The 17,112-nt window shown below is 44.3% G+C and carries 16 protein-coding genes and 1 tRNA gene (1 of these 17 only partly in view); 4 read left to right on the top strand and 13 right to left on the bottom strand.

All coding sequences use genetic code 11. The features are described from left to right. Positions 1 to 87: 87 nt before the first annotated feature. A complete protein-coding gene (locus I592_RS03335) occupies positions 88 to 798 on the top strand; it encodes a GntR family transcriptional regulator (RefSeq protein WP_010781632.1) in 711 nt (236 codons plus the stop codon). 14 nt (positions 799 to 812) lie between these two features. Here I592_RS03335 and I592_RS03330 read toward each other — a convergent pair whose 3' ends face one another. The 10 genes from I592_RS03330 to I592_RS03285 form a co-directional block, all read right to left on the bottom strand. After that, positions 813 to 1,754 carry a hexose kinase gene (locus I592_RS03330; RefSeq protein ID WP_010781633.1) on the bottom strand — a complete coding sequence of 314 codons (942 nt, stop codon included), beginning with the start codon at positions 1,752 to 1,754 and terminating at the stop codon, positions 813 to 815. Between the two features lie 11 nt (positions 1,755 to 1,765). Next, a complete protein-coding gene (gene lacD / locus I592_RS03325) occupies positions 1,766 to 2,773 on the bottom strand; it encodes a tagatose-bisphosphate aldolase (RefSeq protein ID WP_010781634.1) in 1,008 nt (335 codons plus the stop codon). Positions 2,774 to 2,794: 21 nt separating this feature from the next. Continuing rightward, a complete protein-coding gene (locus I592_RS03320) occupies positions 2,795 to 3,967 on the bottom strand; it encodes an SIS domain-containing protein (protein WP_010781635.1) in 1,173 nt (390 codons plus the stop codon). Between the two features lie 14 nt (positions 3,968 to 3,981). After that, positions 3,982 to 4,713, bottom strand: coding sequence for a GntR family transcriptional regulator (locus I592_RS03315; protein ID WP_010781636.1), 732 nt, complete (start codon positions 4,711 to 4,713; stop codon positions 3,982 to 3,984). A gap of 294 nt (positions 4,714 to 5,007) precedes the next feature. Further along, positions 5,008 to 5,667 carry a hypothetical protein gene (locus I592_RS03310; RefSeq protein ID WP_010781637.1) on the bottom strand — a complete coding sequence of 220 codons (660 nt, stop codon included), beginning with the start codon at positions 5,665 to 5,667 and terminating at the stop codon, positions 5,008 to 5,010. A 61-nt stretch (positions 5,668 to 5,728) separates the two neighbouring features. After that, positions 5,729 to 7,084, bottom strand: a complete 1,356-nt coding sequence (locus I592_RS03305; protein WP_010781638.1) for an APC family permease — start codon at positions 7,082 to 7,084, stop codon at positions 5,729 to 5,731. Between the two features lie 68 nt (positions 7,085 to 7,152). Further along, a complete protein-coding gene (locus I592_RS03300) occupies positions 7,153 to 8,640 on the bottom strand; it encodes an amino acid permease (protein ID WP_010781639.1) in 1,488 nt (495 codons plus the stop codon). A gap of 26 nt (positions 8,641 to 8,666) precedes the next feature. Beyond that, a complete protein-coding gene (locus tag I592_RS03295; protein ID WP_010781640.1) occupies positions 8,667 to 10,070 on the bottom strand; it encodes a C69 family dipeptidase in 1,404 nt (467 codons plus the stop codon). Positions 10,071 to 10,492: 422 nt separating this feature from the next. After that, positions 10,493 to 11,896 carry a L,D-transpeptidase family protein gene (locus I592_RS03290; RefSeq protein WP_010781641.1) on the bottom strand — a complete coding sequence of 468 codons (1,404 nt, stop codon included), beginning with the start codon at positions 11,894 to 11,896 and terminating at the stop codon, positions 10,493 to 10,495. 269 nt (positions 11,897 to 12,165) lie between these two features. Next, a complete protein-coding gene (locus I592_RS03285; RefSeq protein ID WP_010781642.1) occupies positions 12,166 to 13,155 on the bottom strand; it encodes a LacI family DNA-binding transcriptional regulator in 990 nt (329 codons plus the stop codon). A 371-nt stretch (positions 13,156 to 13,526) separates the two neighbouring features. Here I592_RS03285 and apf point away from each other — a divergent pair, with 371 nt between their 5' ends. After that, entirely contained in the window at positions 13,527 to 14,147 is a 621-nt protein-coding gene (gene apf, locus I592_RS03280) for an aggregation-promoting factor (protein ID WP_010781643.1), read from the top strand. A 76-nt stretch (positions 14,148 to 14,223) separates the two neighbouring features. Here the strand turns inward: apf and I592_RS03275 are convergent, their stop codons facing one another. Beyond that, positions 14,224 to 14,865 carry an HAD-IA family hydrolase gene (locus I592_RS03275; RefSeq protein ID WP_010781644.1) on the bottom strand — a complete coding sequence of 214 codons (642 nt, stop codon included), beginning with the start codon at positions 14,863 to 14,865 and terminating at the stop codon, positions 14,224 to 14,226. A 123-nt stretch (positions 14,866 to 14,988) separates the two neighbouring features. Here I592_RS03275 and I592_RS03270 point away from each other — a divergent pair, with 123 nt between their 5' ends. Then, entirely contained in the window at positions 14,989 to 15,963 is a 975-nt protein-coding gene (locus I592_RS03270) for a ring-cleaving dioxygenase (RefSeq protein ID WP_010781645.1), read from the top strand. 10 nt (positions 15,964 to 15,973) lie between these two features. After that, positions 15,974 to 16,594 (top strand): flavin reductase family protein, encoded by a 621-nt coding sequence (locus I592_RS03265; protein WP_010781646.1) that lies wholly within the window; start codon positions 15,974 to 15,976, stop codon positions 16,592 to 16,594. Positions 16,595 to 16,616: 22 nt separating this feature from the next. Here I592_RS03265 and I592_RS03260 read toward each other — a convergent pair whose 3' ends face one another. Next, the gene (locus I592_RS03260) at positions 16,617 to 16,970 is read right to left on the bottom strand and encodes an iron-sulfur cluster biosynthesis family protein (protein WP_010781647.1); all 354 of its coding nucleotides are present in this window, start codon (positions 16,968 to 16,970) and stop codon (positions 16,617 to 16,619) included. 103 nt (positions 16,971 to 17,073) lie between these two features. Beyond that, positions 17,074 to 17,112, bottom strand: a tRNA-Asn gene (locus tag I592_RS03255); it runs 35 nt beyond the window's last position.

Below are 17,112 nucleotides of genomic sequence, written 5' to 3'. Positions count from 1 at the left end.
ACACGATATGTTAAAATCAACCCATAAAGGGAAATGAAAAGAGTTTAATGAAATGTTTAGTCCCTATTCATTTTTTGGAGGAATCGTATGGCAATCCCAAAATATCAAATCATAAAAGATGAGCTTAAGCAGCAAATTATTTCTGGAAAATTTGAAAATGGCGACAAATTTTATACGGAAGCCGAGTTGGCAGACATGTTCAAAGTCAGTTCGATCACCGTCATCCGTGCGTTGAACGATTTAGTTAAGGACGGATTCATTATTCGTCATCAAGGTCGCGGCTCTTTCGTCTCACGAGCACGGAAGGGAAAATTAGTAGAATTTTCCGATATCGAGCTATTCCCTATCTGCAATGATCACGTCGAGGTCTTATCGATCCAACGTGGGAATGACCCTCGGTTTTTGAGTAAGCTGGAGCTGCCGGATAAGGCCTACTATTACTGTATCGAACGTCTTCGCAATACCGAGGATGTCCCATATATCTATCAGCGGACCTATCTGCCGGAGCAATATGTGAACTCGAATTTTCCAGATTTAAGCTACTACAATTCGATCTATCAACGATTTAAGCTAGATTACAACATCCATATGAATGAAGAAGATTTTACAGAAACAAATGAAATCAAATTCCCCACGCCTCTTGCGGAAGCGGAAAAACTGCACATTTCGACCAATGAACCGACCGTCCTGCAAATCCGAGTAACAAAACGGAAAGACACGCAACAGGTTCTAGAGTATGTCGAGTCCTATAAAAAATGGAATTTCTACAAGATTGAACTTGTTTCTAAAAATCTTTGATCCGTAAGATCGAGCTAGCGCTCGATCTTTTTTACGTTGATGTTGTTAAAATGAGCGGCGACATTGGCTGGGTCCACGTGCCCAGTCTGCTTTTCCTGAGCATTCGCTATGCCAGCGGCCATACTTAGCTTCAACAGGTCTTCGGAGGTCTTTCCTTGGGACAAGCCATAGGCAAAGCCCGCAATGGTGGCATCCCCAGACCCTACAGGATTGACCACTTTTATTTCAGGGATCGTGACGCGGTAATACGCCTCTTGATGCTTTGCGATTGCTCCTGCCTTTCCTAAAGAAACGACGATCCACTCGATGCCTTCAAACAATGGCTGTGAAAGGGCGTTTTGGAGTGTCTCCATTTCTGACAAGGAAAACCGTTGTCCCAGCAAAGCCTCTAATTCTTCCAGATTTGGTTTGATCAGGAATGGTTTTGCTGTGCCTTCCAGTACACTGATCAGACTTTCGCCAGAGGTATCCAGCAGGACGTGTGCCTTTTCAGTATGGGCAGCTTGAACCAGTTTTTGGTAAAAATCAGTCGGCAACCCCTTCGCCAGACTACCGGAGATGGTCACGATATCCGCTTGCTGAAGCAGTGCGGTGATTGTTTCTAAAAAGGTGGTCTGTTCTTCGCTTGAGACGGTCGGTCCTGATTCTAAGATTTCTGTCTGATTACCCTCATGTAAAATCGCAATGGAATCGCGACTTTCCTCTTTGATCGAAGTGAAGGCTTGCTTGATGCCGGCTTTGTTGAGTTCTTCGGAAATATAGGCGCCGTGAAACCCGCCCAGCACACCTGTAGCTACCACATCGCCGCCTAGATCATGGATGACACGCGTCACGTTCAGTCCTTTTCCGCCAGCGGTTTTAGTTACTTGATCCGTACGGTTTACTGTATCGATCGCCAAAGACGATAAAGGATAGGAAATGTCGATCGAGGGATTCATCGTTACCGTTACTATCACGAGACTTCCTCCTATTTCACGAATGCTTCTTCGGCAAGCTGCACTTTGTCATGCCAAGAGCTGGCAGTCTGAGCGAGGACCGTGTTCAGGCTTTCGATATTTTCTCTGCCTTCGGTCTCTAACCATTCCCGCGCTGCTGACTCCCCAGCTTCGATGAAAGGCTTGACCCCATTTTTCCAAGTCGCACGTCCGCAAAGTACCCCGTTGAAGGTCGATCCCGCTTCTTTAGCGAAGACTAAAGTCTGCTGGAACAATTCGGTTGATACGCCCGCACTTAAGAAAATAAATGGCAAGTCTGTTGCTTGGCTTTGTTCAAGGAAGTAGTTTGCGGCTTCTTCCTTAGAATAGGCAGTCTCGCCTGTTCCATAGCCTTCAACGTAGTTCATATTGACAGGCACTTCGACTTTCAATACATCTACCTTGTATTGCGGCTTTGAAAATTCCTTCATCATCTCATTGACTTTATGAGGCTTGATTTTTGCATAAGCCAGTGATCCGGCATCTTCATTTTGTGCGTCATAAGAGACCAATTCTAAGTAAAAAGGTATGTCTTCTTGCGCGCACTCACTGCCTAAGCGTTCAATGAACCGGTGCTTTTGCTGGTTGATGGCTGCGTCTTCATCAATGTCATAGTAAAGCAAGAATTTTATCGCATCGGCCCCTTGCTCTTTCAGCCGTAAAACCGACCAATCCGACAATAAATCCGGCAAACGGCCGGGTGTTTCTGCGTCGTATCCTGTTTTTTCATAGGCCAGCAGCAAGCCGGCATCTTTATAGCGAGCCTTTGCAGCGGGCAATCCGTATTCAGGATCTAGAAGGATCGAGGACGCATACGGAGTCAGTTCACTGGAAACCAACGCCTTAAACGCTTCAATGTGTGCATCTGTTGGTTCTACGTCTAATGCCTTGATCATTTTCTTTAAAGCGCCTCGTTGGTCGATCGCCAACGCGCTGATTACGCCCTCTTTTGTTGATAAGCGGTCCATTGCCGCCTTTTTTCCTTTGGTCAGTGTAAGCATCGTTTTCCTCCCCGTTCTTCTCTACTTGTATTCATGGATCGTAACGCCTTTTACCACACGATTCACAGTTCCTGTAGGCGATGGTGTATCCGGTTTGTTTGCTACTTTGACAGAGGTCAATAGTGCGACCGTCTGGGCCACCATGATATAGCCTAACGCTAGGTAACCATCCGGCAAGCGTTCTGCCGCAGAAGCAAACTCAAATTTGTCACCTGAGAAATTCCGCTCTCCAGGCTGCGTGATGGCTAATACACTGATAGCGATTTCATCTCCGTGTACTTCCTCTAAGACATCCAAGTCATAGTCGCGTGTATAGGGATCATTATTCACAAATCCGAACATCAGCGTCTTTTCATTGATGAAGGATTTTGGTCCATGACGAAAGCCCATGGAAGAATCAAAAACAGTCGCGATTTTCCCAGCCGTCAATTCTAGTATTTTCAACTGCGCTTCGCGGGTCAAACCAGCGAGACTTCCAGAACCAACGTAAACGATTCGATCGAACTCGAGTCCTACAAGGGTCGCGAGCTCCTCTTCACGAGCGATCACTTCGCTCCCCATGCGGCTCAAGGCTTGGACATACGTTTGCTTCTCGGATAATGCGGTTTGGTCAAAGGTCAGCAAGGCGCCAAGGGTCATACAAGAAAAGCTGCCTGTCATGGCGAAGCCGTCATCATTTGAGCGTTCAGGCATCAAGAATAAGAAGCTGTTCTCTGCTTCTTCGCTGAGCTGAGCCAGCTTTCCTTCTTCGGCACAGGTGATCGCTAAATGATGGATCGTATCGACCACTTGATCAGCGATTTCAACAGCCGCCAAGCTTTCAGGACTGTTCCCGCTTCTGGCAAAGGACACAAGCAACGTCGGCTCTTCTTTGATCAAATATTCCAACGGCTCTGCCACGATATCGGTGGTGCCGATGCTTTCAAAGCTGAAGTGTTGGACATTGCCATGTTTCCGCAGGTATGGAACCACGGTGTCACCGACATATTGGGAAGTCCCTGCACCAGTGAAGATCACTCGTGTTCGTTTCCCTTGAGCGTTTGCTTTTACTGCGGCAAGAAATTCTTCTAACGCGGCTTGCGCCTCCTGATAGAGGTGAAGGGTCTCCTCCCAAAGCTCTGGCTGCTGGCGAATCTCACGTGTCGTGATCTCAGCACCCATCTGTTCCAATTTGTCTTTTTCTACTGTAAACATCGATTCATTCTCTCCTAACTCTTTCGAATATGGCGGATCTGATAATGGAATTGATCCGCACGGGCAACACTCAGTGTGAATTCAATACGTTCATTTTTCATATTGTAGGTCTGTCGGGCTAAATGCAGGACAGGTGCGCCTACAGGGATCATCAATTGTTTTGCATCCTCCTTTGAAGCAAGACTGGCGTACAATTCTTCATCCGCCAGACGGACCGTCTGATCAAAATCTTCTGAAAAAAGATCGTACAAAGGCTTGCTGCGCAAAAGTGAATCGTCTAATGCTAAAAAGAATTTGACTGGTAAATAGGTATCTTCGATCATTAACGGCTCACGGTCTGCGATTCGTAAACGACTCAACTTAAAAACGGCCTCTCCTAAGGAAAGATTGAGATGCTGCGCAATGAACTTATCTGCTTCGATCTTTTCAAAGGATAAGATTCTCGTCTCAGGATTTCTCCCTAAGCTTTTCATCTGTTCCGTAAAGCTGTAGGCGCCCGCTAAGTCGGCTGCGTCTTTTCTGATGTCAGAAACAAAGGTCCCTTTTCCATGACGTCGATAAATAAATCCGGTGCGTTCTAGCTCTTGCAGAGCCAAACGGACCGTCGTCCGACTGACACCGTAGTGTGCTGTCAATTCTCGTTCTGAAGGCAGCTTGTCATGAGGGATCATGCTGGCCTCCATCCGCTCTTTTAATAGATCTACGAGTTGATAGTACAAAGCTTTGTTTTTAAAAGAATTTTCCATGGGATTCTCCTCTTCGCAACTGGTTATAACCACAAACCAATAGTAAGGTGGTTTTTTTAGGTCTGTCAACAATAATAATCGATTTATCATTCGTAAAATTAAAAACCCCTTTATACCAACGATTAGCAGGGTACCTATTTTTAGGAATCAATCAATAGAAGCGGCTTCTTTTTTCTGCTCATAGAAATTATGCGAGAAAATCTAATACCAGTTGGTTCGAAATGAAGCCCAAAACAAAAAGCCGCTGAACCAACGGCTTTTTGTTTTGACTCGATTTAATTGATGCTTACCTGCTTATTCTTCTGCTTCTAATGGGAAATCAATTTTATACGTATGAGTCGTTTCGTGGTTGTTATCTGTTTTTGCACGGAATGTCACATCCACAGCTTTGATTTCCCTGATTTTTTCTTCGTCTTTGATCTTGAAGTGAATGAAGCCATCTTTGTGGGCATCTGTCGTTGAGAATTCGTCATCGAAAATATCCATAAAGAAATCGGCGCTGACTTTTTTGCCATCTGCTAATTCAACTTCCGCTTTATCAGGCATGATGTATTTGTCCGAGGTATCTTCAATGTCTAATTTATACTTCAAGGAGAGCAAGGTTTTATAGGTATCTCCTTTTTCATCTTTAAAGTCTTTGACCGTGACTATTTTCGCATGGTCGACATCGAAGGTGATCTTGTCCCAATCTGAATTGCTGAACTGTGTATCATAGGACACGATATCCTTTACCTTTGGATCGATCCCTTCTGTTACGACTTGTTTGAAGTAGCCGTCATCTTTTAACGTCTCTTCCCCGACGACTGCCTCGTCGCCTGAAGAATCAGTGTAGACTTCCTCTGAGCCGGAACCGCCGACGATCGTGCCGCTTTCTTCTGTTCGCCCGCAGGCTCCTAATAATACGATCATTCCTAAAGTTGCTGCTGCTAATCCTAATTGTTTCGTTGCTTTCATGTTAATCATTCTCCTCTATTCATTTTTTTTAAATGATATTTTTTTGTGGTTACGTGCTTTTTTAATTGGCTGCTTGTTCGTTCTCAGCGCCTTTGATTTTTGTGACATAGATAATGACACCTAGTATGAATACGGCCAACATCACTAATAGAACTTTTAAGTTAAAATTCGTCAATAAATACATTGAGATGACCAAGGCCAAAATAGGAACGACATAGCCGCCCTTTAGGCTGAAGCCATTATTTGGAAATTGTTTCGTCTTCTTGAATTTGATGACCGCTAGAATCGATGGTACATATTGGATAAATGATGCTAACACGATGCAGGATACTAAGAAGATATAGCTGCATTGTGTTGCAAAAATACTGATCACGGATGTTACGATCACTGCCACATAAGGGGCACCGTATTTATTTTTCTTTCCAATAGAACTTGGCAATAAATGGTGCTCTTCTGCTAATGACGCAGCCAGTGCCGGTGTGCTGAAGGATACAGCGAAGGCGACACCAAAGATCGACAGGATCATCCCTAAGATGATGATGGCATAGGCCCAATGACCGACACCGATCTTCATTGCTTCTGCAATCGGGACATCGTACTTCACGATCGTTGTCCCTAAGATTCCGATAGCGATCGTTTGAACGAGTGTGTACAAGACGGTGACACTCGCCATCACATAAATCAATGCTTTAGGAATATTTTTTTCGGGATTGTTCATTTGCGCTGCTGCAACAGGTATAAATGAAAACCCGCTGAACATATAAAAAACAACACTAAATGCGGACCCGAAATGACCGACAAAGCTTTTCGTATTTGTAACTGTGCTTGGTACGATCGGTGTGAAGTTTGTTTTATGCATGAAAAATGCTCCTAAAACTATGAAGAATAGAACAATAAAAATTTTGAAGACGGATGAGATCCCGTTGATGAATTTGACGAGCGACGTACCAAATAAATTAATGATCGCCAGTATCGTGATCAACGTGACCGGAAACAAAATTTTTACGATCCCATTATCCAATTGCGGAAAGAGATTTTTCAGTGTTCTAAGCAAGGCTACAGATTCCGCGGACAAGGTCAAACAACCTAAGAACCATGAAAACAAGCCGATTTGAAAGCCGGTAAATTTACCGAATGCATTATACGAGTAAAGCCATGCTGCCCCTGAGCCAGAAAATCGGCTGGATAGATCGGCATAACATAAGGCGATCATGCTGACTGTCATTGCCGCACACAGGATGACTAAGACACTCATCACGCCCACTCGTTGGTATATCTCTTGCGGCAAAAGAAATGCTCCTGAGCCAACGATCGCATTGATTCCTAGAAAGTAGATCGATAGAAAAGACAATTTGCTTTTGCTCGTGGCCGCCGCTGTGCCGCTGCTCTTTGCGAGCGGACTATTTGTTGTCGCCATTTTAAATCCTCCAATCTATAAGAACGAGCGCTTTGTGTTTTACAATTTCTAAAGCGCTCATTCTGGCGTTAACTTTTTGTTTCCTTTTGGCTGGAGGGCATTTTCCAGCTTTCTTTCCTGTTTCGATAAATGAACAAAGGAACCATGAAGAAGATGCCCGTAAAGATCACTACAAATACTAGATTCAGCAAGCTATTGTTCATAAACGTGATAACAAGCGCAAAAACAATGGTTGCTAGAAGTAAAAAGGACACCATGTAAGCCAAATGATTGCCTTTTTTCCCGACACGGAAAGGATGGTCTTGATTTTTATCCTGTCGTCTCATGCTGATATAGCCAATCGTCATCAAGCTGTAGGCCAGACAATACAAGACGGTCCCGCTGTTGGTGATGATGATAAAGACTGTATTGATCCCGGGGATCACAGCGTAGGCGACCGACAATAGTGAGATCGCTGCTGCTTGCACGATCAATAGCGACGGGCACGCATTGAATTTATTGGTTTTCCAAAATTTCAATTTAGGTGGAAAATCACCATTCAGCGCACTTTGTGTCATGGTTTTAGAGGCACTGACGAACCAAGTAGACATATTCGTCAACACACTGATGATCGACATTAAACAGAACAATTGGACGAGAATGTAAGGCAAGCCTAGACGTTCCGCAAAAATTTGCAACGGTTGGACCGTGTTGTTCAACTGGATATCTCCCTTAGGAATCACATTTGCCACAAAGAAGGCGTTACACAATGAGAGAATCGCTAAAAGGACCAGTGCAATGATGACGCCTTTTGCGTATTGACCCGACGGTTTTCTTAACCGCGTAATAAATACAGAGGACATCTCGATCCCTAAAAAGATAAATATAACTCCGCTGAAGTACATTCCTGAGCCGCTAGTCAGCGACTTAGGTACTAACTTAGACGGTTCAAAGCTACCTAAGATACTGTCGGCATTAAAGCCGAATTTGATGAATGTGTACAATCCGAGCCCGAATAGCATGACCACTGGGATGTAAAAACCAAGCCATATGCCGAATTTCCCATTGATTTTTGCCATATCGAATTTTAGATTCAATAGCGTCATGGTCCAAACCAAGACCAAAATGACGCCCAAGGTATAGATCGGGTTTTCGACCAATTCTTTCTTCCCGATCAGCAGAGCAACGGTTGGCGCAAAGCCTGTACCCACCACCAGCATCGCGGGAATCATCGACATCCAGATCAGCCAGGAGGTGACAAAGCCCCATTTAGGACCGAGCGTATTTTTGACCCAAAGCTCTGGGCCCCCTCTTCCAGGGAAGGTCGTTCCAAATTCGCCTGAAATCAGTGCGATAGGAAGGGCAAAGCCGATCGTGGCGATCGCCATGTATAAAAACATATTCCAGCCGGTCGCCGTCAAGGTAGAATAATAAGGCCCCGCGACCAAGGCAAAGGTCAGCCCGATAAACGTCGTCAAAGTAATTTTAGAGAGTGTCTTTTTTCCAGTAGTGCCATCAGAAACGGTCGCATTGGGTGCTGTGGTTCCCTTTTGAATGGCCCCATGATTGTGTTCCATTGCTGTTCAACTCCTTTCTGTCCATTTTAAATGTCCTTCGTAATGTCATAGGTCAATGCCGATAAGCCCAAGCCTTGCTCCACCAACGCACCAATATGATCCAACGCAAGCTGGTTCATTTTTTTCGCATGCTTCTCATTGCACGCAGTCAAAAAGTCTTTGCGTTCCTCGCCAGTATAGTTCTCTGCTTCTTGATCGCTGGCTAAAATCAACTGATGCGCCAGTTCTTTCGCACTCGTTAAATAGCCAAAGTTCAAGAAGGCAAGTTTGTCATAGTCTCTCTCAACTAAAACAGCGAGCAAACGTGCGCGCCAGTAGGCTTGATTGCTGTCAAAGGTCAGACTCGTCTCATTGTAAAGAGATGAGGTATCCTTACTGTTGGCATAAAAAGGAACATAGGGATTAAATGCTGTAGGTCCGCTGTTCAACCAAAACAATGCGGCGAACTCAGGGTCTACATTGTTTCGAATTTCCAGGATATGAGATTCAGCGGTACGATTCATCGAAATAGGTCGGAAAGCGTGTGCCGCCTGCTCGTCGCCTTTACTGAATGGGTCATAGATCGTTTCATCGAAGTGAGAGCTTAGAACACGACCGACATCATCCACTGTTAATCGATGAGCCGGTTCGAATGTAAATGGCATATCATCGGCTGTCGGACTGGCATTCTCTTTGCCTAAAATTTTCTGTCCATACCATACTCTGGCGGTATTGTACTTGCGATCCTGCAAATTGCTCGTCCCAAAGATCTGTCTGAAATTGAAGGTGTCGTCTTCAGGGTTCAGCGCGTGGGTCTCTACGAAGGTGCGAATGTTTGCTGAATGCATGAAATTCGCCTCGTCTTCAAAATCTACCGTTTCAATGATCGATTGGTTCGCGATGACTGCGCAATGGTCATCAGGGATACGTTGTGCGACCCAATGATGCCCGCAAGGAATCTCCATATACCAGATGTCGTCCTTGTCGCTGAAGATGATCCCGTTTCCTTCGTGGGAACCGTGCTTTTCGATGAGTTTCCCGACGTATTCAACGCCTTCTCTTGCGGAAGTGATATAAGGGAGCACCATCGTTAACAGTGCATCTTCTCCTAAGCCTTCCTCTGTAAATGGATCGGCAGCCAATACGAAGGGATTGCCGAAAATACTTTCTGTCGAGCTCATGGCAACATTCAATGAATTGATTCCTGCCTCGCCAAAAATGCCTAGCGTTTCTTGTTCAACAAATGGGATCATTTGATAGCCCAACGCCTGCTCAGGATACGCTTCAGAAAAATGAGTGATCACAGAGTGGAAGGTTCCGCTAGTAACCGCATTTTCCTCTACTTGAACAAACTTCACTGGCTGGATCGGTGCCTCGGTATCGCAATTTCTCGCGATCATTGTTGATCCTGTACGTGATGCTTTTTTTCCTACTAAAACTGTCGTACACATGTGTTTTCCTTCTTTCCTTTATTGAGTATCTTTTTTAGCCCTTTAGGCTGTTCATAAACGAAAACGGCAACGCTCATAATAACTGGCTCCCTCGGTATTCATTTGTCTATCGATTGTTTATCAGTTATTTTAACCTCTCTGTTTTCGTCTATTTATAAGGATGATTTTACAGTTAATCACGTGCCTTGCTTTTTGGATCGTGTCGTTTTATGCGTCATTTTTTTGAATAGCTTCCCTCCACAAAGAAAAAATAGGACGCTTCTTCTCTATGAAAGAAGCGTCCTATTTTGGTCAGTGACAGTTATCTGTTTGCTGGTCTCAAGCCGATCACTTGTTTTTATCCCGCAAAATTCTAGGGGAATAAAACGACTTTAAACAAAAAAAAGCACCAGAATTTTTTTCTGATGCTTGTTCCTGTTCTATTAGAAAACGACGACAGGGGTTCCTGTCTCCAAAATCGGATAAAGTTCATCCATTTTAGCTGGCGGCGTGTTGATACACCCGTGAGACCCTCGGTATAGCCAGAGATCTCCGCCATACGCATACTGCCAATCAGAATCATGAATGCCTACGCCTGTCCGGTCGATCGGCATCCAATAGCGTACAGGACTGGCGTACTTGGAGCCGTCCTCATTCAAGCCCCGCAGGACTTGATCCGTTGATTTGCTCGTCACATAATTTACCCCAGGCGGTGTTGGTGTGGATGGCTTCCCGCTGACAATATCTGTTTCTAGCTGGACCTTGCCCTCTTTGTAATACCACATATATTGGTTTTGCAGATCGACTTCTACATACGTATTGCCGATGCCGGCTTGGACTGTTGGTGCATCGCCAGTCACGATCGGCGTGCGATCAAAATTTTTCCCTTTTAAAATCTCCCCGCTCAAGGCTTGGACCTCCGCAGGAATGTCGATAGACCAGCCATAGATTCCCATAGGTACAGAGACCTCACCTCGTTTTGTACTAGTGAAGGGTGTCGGATTCTCCTGGGTATTATAGTCTGCGTTTAGCTTGGTCACAAAACGCGTGACCTTTTCTTGATCGATCTGCACTTCTCCATTCTCGTTCGTGGTCAGCCAGCTGCTGAGTTCCTCATTAGAAAGGGCGATGGACTTACCATTGATCCTGTAAGACGCTTTCATTTTAGTAAACTGATTTAATTTTTCCTGTTGCTTCTTTAACGTGCCGTCCTTTTTTGTCATGATCGGCCGAGCATAATACTTTTCCGCATCTACTGACGACTGGCCTTCTTCCAAGCCGCGTTTTACAGCATTCTGCACAGCATCAATGTCAAAAGTGTTCCCTTGTTCTTCTGGAACGATTTTAAATGCCCCATTCTGCCACTCGATCCTAGCATTTTTCGTCGGAATCCGCGTCACATTTTTTTCTAGAAGCGTCATTCTCAACGCCTCCACTAATTGTTCCACCTGCCCACGGTCAAAGGTGTTCGGCAGCTGGTACTGATGCTTTGCAAATCCGCTCAGGCCCCATGCAAATGGACTTTGCTCCTGTTTCAGCCGTTTGAGCGCCTCTCGATGATCTTTAGACCACCCATAATCGCTGCGCTTAAGTTCCCTCCACAAATGCTTGTCTAAACGAATCGCGAAAGGGGCCTCTGTCAGCTCTTTCGTGATTTTTTCATTCGCCTGCTCCACAGTCAGTCCGCCAACATCGATCGCGTTTACTTTTGTCTTAGGCAGCAACCGTTCCGCGTAATACACACTCTTGTAGGAGTAAAAACTGACCACTCCCAATAAAAGCAACAAACCAATAATGATGAGTTTCCTTGTTCCAATCGCAAAAAATACTTCCCCAACCCTTTTCAAAAACGCTCCCCCACTTTTCCATCATCATTCTTTTCCCCTATACCCTGAAGGCCAAAAAGAATTCATTTTATCTCCCAATATTCTACCAAAGAATTAACCCATATTGCTTAAAAAATTGAGCTTTTTTTGTTAAAAATAGAGAAATTACAAGAACACCCCCTTATTCACCGAACTATTTCACTAATATTCGTCTAGATTTATAGGGAAAGTAATTTTTTCATAACAAAAAAGCATTTGCTCTGACGCAAATGCTTCTCTACTCTCATTGCTTATTCTGGGTCAAAGCTTACATGGAACAACCGGTCATCCATTTGGCGATCTGGCTGTTGGATCGCCATTCGAATCTTGTCCGCATAAGCATTTCCTAATTCTTTATAAGGCTGACGGACACTCCTTATTTTTGGCCGAACGATCTGCGTCACTTCTCCGCCATCGAAGCCTACCACCGTAATTTCCTGATCCAACATTCTGCCACTATCAAACACGGCTTGGTAACACCCAATCGCTAACATATCATCGCAGCAGAAGATCGCACTCACCTCTGTCTCCCTCAGCAATTCAGTAGCGCCTTTATACCCGCCTTCGATCGTCAAAGGCATCTGTTTGATGTGTGTTTCTTCTATTATAAGCTGATGATCCTGCAGCGCCTGTCTATATGCGTCAAATCGTTCCGCTAAATGATAGTGCTCTGCATCATCCATCAGAAGGCCGATCCTGCGATGCCCATCTCCGATCAGCCACTCGAGGGCCCGATAGACTCCTGAAAATTCATCGATCTTCACTGTCCCGTAATAGCCTTCATTGAGTCCCCTATCCGCAAAAACAACTGGGATCTCCTGGTAGCGACCTTTGTGGATTCGTTGATCCTGATCGTATAGATTGGGCGTAAAGAGAATAATTCCCTCCACAGCGATCTTCGCCAACTGCTCCAGCAGCACCTGTTCCTTCTCGAACTCATGATCCGATTCGCAAATGATCAAATAGTACCCTTGCTCTTCCAAGTGTCGTTTGATCTCTCTGACGATCGCCGAAGCAAATTGTTCTGAAAAATCAGGAACGATCACACCGATCGTCTTTGATTTTTTTGCAATGATATTTGAAGCAAAATAATTTGGCGAATAGTTTTGCTCTTCGATCACCGTTAAGACCCGCTGTTTGGTTGCTTCGCTGAAGCGTCCCCCCTTCTGATTAAGGATCTGAGAGACCGTCGTCACGGAGACACCCGCCAGACGGGCAATTTCTTTTATCGTAATGGCCATGTTTCACCTCGTTTTGTCTATCATTTACCTTTTCTTAAGAAATAATCCGTCGTTTTTCCGAGATTTTCGCTCCTACAATCGTCTGATTCTTTACAACGGAGTGTCAACATTGCAACTTTTATCAGCGCTTACATCTATCCCCCCTGAAAAACACCTCGCAAATCCCTTGTCCCTCATAGGGATTCAGACATTCTTAATAGAGATTAAGTATTTCAAAAGGCCCCTTTTTTCCATGTTTTGTTACATTTCTACATTTCCTTGTAACCTCTTGTCACTGGTTTATAACCCACGACATGAAGAAGGATGGTAAAGTAAGTCTCGTAGTCGAAATGACTGATGACATTAAAAACTTTTTTGGAGGAATTTACATAATGAAATTTGGAAAAACTCTTGTACTTACAACTTTACTAACAGCCGGTGCAGTATTTGCACTAGGAACAAACGATGCACATGCAGCTGAAAATTACACTGTTCAATCAGGTGATACGTTATCAAAAATCTCAATCAAATTTGCAGGCGATAACAGCTTGGTTCATTCAATTGCTAGTGAAAACAACATCTCTAACGTTGATATGATCTTTGAAGGACAAAACTTGACGATCGACACAGATGCAAAAGGCAATACTACTGTTGCTCCTGTTCAAGAACAAGCAGCTCCTGCACCTGCACAACAAGCACCTGTTCAAGAAGCGCCAGCACAACCGGCTGCTGCTCCTGTACAACAAGCACAACAACCAGCGGCTCCTGCTGCAGAAGCTTCAGCTCCAGCAAGTACAAGCTCAGCAAAAGAATGGATCGCACAACGCGAATCTAGCGGTTCTTACACTGCAACAAACGGTCAATACATTGGACGTTACCAATTATCTGCTTCATACTTAAATGGTGACTACTCTGCTGCAAACCAAGAACGTGTTGCGGATCAATATGTCACTTCTCGCTATGGTTCATGGGAAGGCGCACAAGCATTCTGGCAAGCAAACGGCTGGTACTAAGTCGAATAATTGATCAAAAAATCCCTCGCTTGAGGGATTTTTTTTGTTTTCAACGTCCTTTTTCTGTAGAAGTTGCTTAAAACAATCTTTGAAGGGCGAGAGGAATCTCCAACGCCTTCTCTACAAGAAGATCCGCCCCTGCTTCCGCTAATTCCTGCCGATCCCCGAAGCCATACAGCACACCGATGCTCTTCAACTGATTGTCCTTGGCACCTAAAATATCAAATTTCCGATCCCCGACCATCACCGCCGTATCTCCTTCTAATTGCTCTAATGCGTACGTGATCACGTCAGCTTTTTTTGAACGGTCTCCCGCCAGGTCTGCACCAAAAATTCCAGTAAAATACTTCGTCAATCCCGTGTTCTCGATCACCTGTTCAGCAAAAAATTCAGGCTTTGACGTCGCGATCGCTAAAGAATAGTCCTCTGACAAATCCGTCAGCAGCTTTTCCACACCAGGATACACCGTTAATTGTTTGATTCCCTGATCAGCGTAATACTCACGGTAGCTTTCAACAGCTTCTTGCGCTTCAGCTTCTGAAATGTCGTAAAGCGCCTTCAATGAATCGGCCAAAGGAGGACCAATAAAGCTGCGCAGTGTCTCCGTGTCAGAAATAGCCAAGCCCTTTTTCTCCAACATGTAGCGAATGCTGTTCAAAATGCCTTCACTTGAATCGGTCAACGTGCCATCTAAATCAAATAATACAATTTTTTTCATCGTCTACCTCCTGTTTCTATCCTACTGATTCCTTGGAAAATTATCAAGTCGAGGCATTATTCTTGCTAAAAAATCAGCTTTCCAATAAACTTACTTTTAGTAAGAGTTTAGGAGGAATAAATTATGGATACACAAATTCGCGGATTACACCACGTAACAGCAATGACTTCCAGCGCCGAAAAAAATTATCGCTTTTTTACAGATATTTTAGGCTTGCGCATGATTAAAAAAACAGTCAATCAAGACGACATCGAAACCTATCACCTTTATTTTACAGATGATTCTGGTGCGCCCGGGACGGATATGACCTTCTTTGATTTCCCACAAATTCCAAAGGGAAGCAAAGGGACGAATAGTATTTCACGGACTGGTTTCCGTGTGCCGACCGACGCTTCATTGACATTCTGGGCTCAACGCTTCTCAGAAAAAGAAGTTGCTCATGGCGAGATCAAAGAACGCTTTGGAAAGAAATATTTAGAATTCCAAGACTACGACGATCAATGGTTCCAATTAGTATCAGACGAAAAAAATAACGGCGTTGCCGGCGGGACACCTTGGAAGAATTCAAATGTTCCTGCTGAACACGCGATCTTCGGCTTAGGCCCAACCATTGTTACCGTGGCAAAATTCGAACACTTAAAACTGGTTTTAGAAAACCTATTAGGCTTTAAAGAAACTGCTGCTGAAGAAAGTCTGCATCAATTTGAAGTTGGTGAAGGCGGAAATGGTGCGACGATCCTTGTAGATGATCAGCCAGATATGATCCCAGCACAGGAAGGCTATGGGAATGTCCATCACTTGGCCTTGCGTGTTGCTGATGATGACGCGCTTCGTGACTGGATCGAAAAGATCAATGCCCTAGAATTTCCAAATTCAGGATTCGTTGACCGCTTCTACTTCCAATCAGAATACTTCCTGGCAGCACCAAATGTCTTATTTGAACTAGCTACCGATGGCCCTGGTTTCTTGCAAGATGAGACCTACGATCACGCAGGTGAAATCTTGTCATTGCCTCCTCATTTACAATCAAAACGAGAAGAAATCGAAGAGTATGTTCGCCCCTTCGATACTTCTGACGCAAATAAGAAACGAAAATAAGGAGCGCGCTATGTACTTCTACTCTGCAAAGGATCTAACGACAAAACAAAATTATAAGTTTCTGACAGGCAGCGTTATTCCGCGACCGATCGCTTGGATCACTACGATCGATGACACAACGAATGTCGTGAATGCCGCTCCCTTCAGCTATTTCAATGTTGTGGCGAAGGATCTACCGTTAGTCAGTCTTTCTATCAATCGTAAAGAACATCAGATGAAGGACACTGCACGAAATCTCCTTCAACAAAAAGAAGGCGTGATCCATATGGTGAACGACTCGGTTCTATCCGAAATGAACCACTCCTCAGCTTCTCTGCCTGCTGAGGAAAGTGAATTAGCCGAGAGCGGACTTACACTTGTAGACAGCAAAGAAGTCGCTGTACCAGCGATCCAGGAAGCTCCTATCCGCTTTGAAGTTCGGCTTCATCAATATGTTCCTGTAAGCGACCATGAAGGAACCGTGATCAGTGATTTGTTCATTCTGGAAGTTTTGAACTATTCGTTTGAAGAAGCTGTTTTTGATGCGGAAAAAGAGTATATCGACCCGATCTCCCTTGATCCAGCAGCACGTCTGGCTGGCACTACTTACAGCCATATCGCTAATACGATTGATTTAGAAAGACCAAATTAAATAAGGAGTGGGCCATTTAGGCTCACTCCTTATTTTTGCGTAAATCAATGATTTGGACATTTCCATCAATCATACCACTAGGGCTTTTCAGTTTGATCAAAGACATCCGTGGATCAAAAACCAAGGACATGTCGTCTTCCAAGTACAATTTTGAATGTTCTTTGATTGGAATTTCCCCAATTGGGCTTTCAACGTTCACTGTATAGTCTGAGTAATCTTGGTCTTTGTCTAAGATCAATAAGCGGAAGCTGATGTTCAATGCGCAGCTTCCCATCTTGGAGTACATCCCTACACCATCATCTAAGTCCAAAAGGATTCGACTGTCTTTGTATTTCCCTAGTCGCTCTACCAATTCATCTGAAATTTTCATATACATAGTTATCCTCACCTCACCTTGAGGATAGCACTATTCCCTTAATCCATTAAACAATTTGCTCAAACATAAAAAAAGACAACCTATAAAAGGCTGTCTTCGAAAACTCCGGCAGTAGGACTCGAACCTACGACATCATGATTAA

Source organism: Enterococcus gilvus ATCC BAA-350, assembly GCF_000407545.1.
Taxonomy (GTDB): domain Bacteria; phylum Bacillota; class Bacilli; order Lactobacillales; family Enterococcaceae; genus Enterococcus_A; species Enterococcus_A gilvus.
The sequence above is the reverse complement of the archived record's forward strand: the minus strand, read 5'-3'. Positions and strand labels throughout refer to the sequence as shown.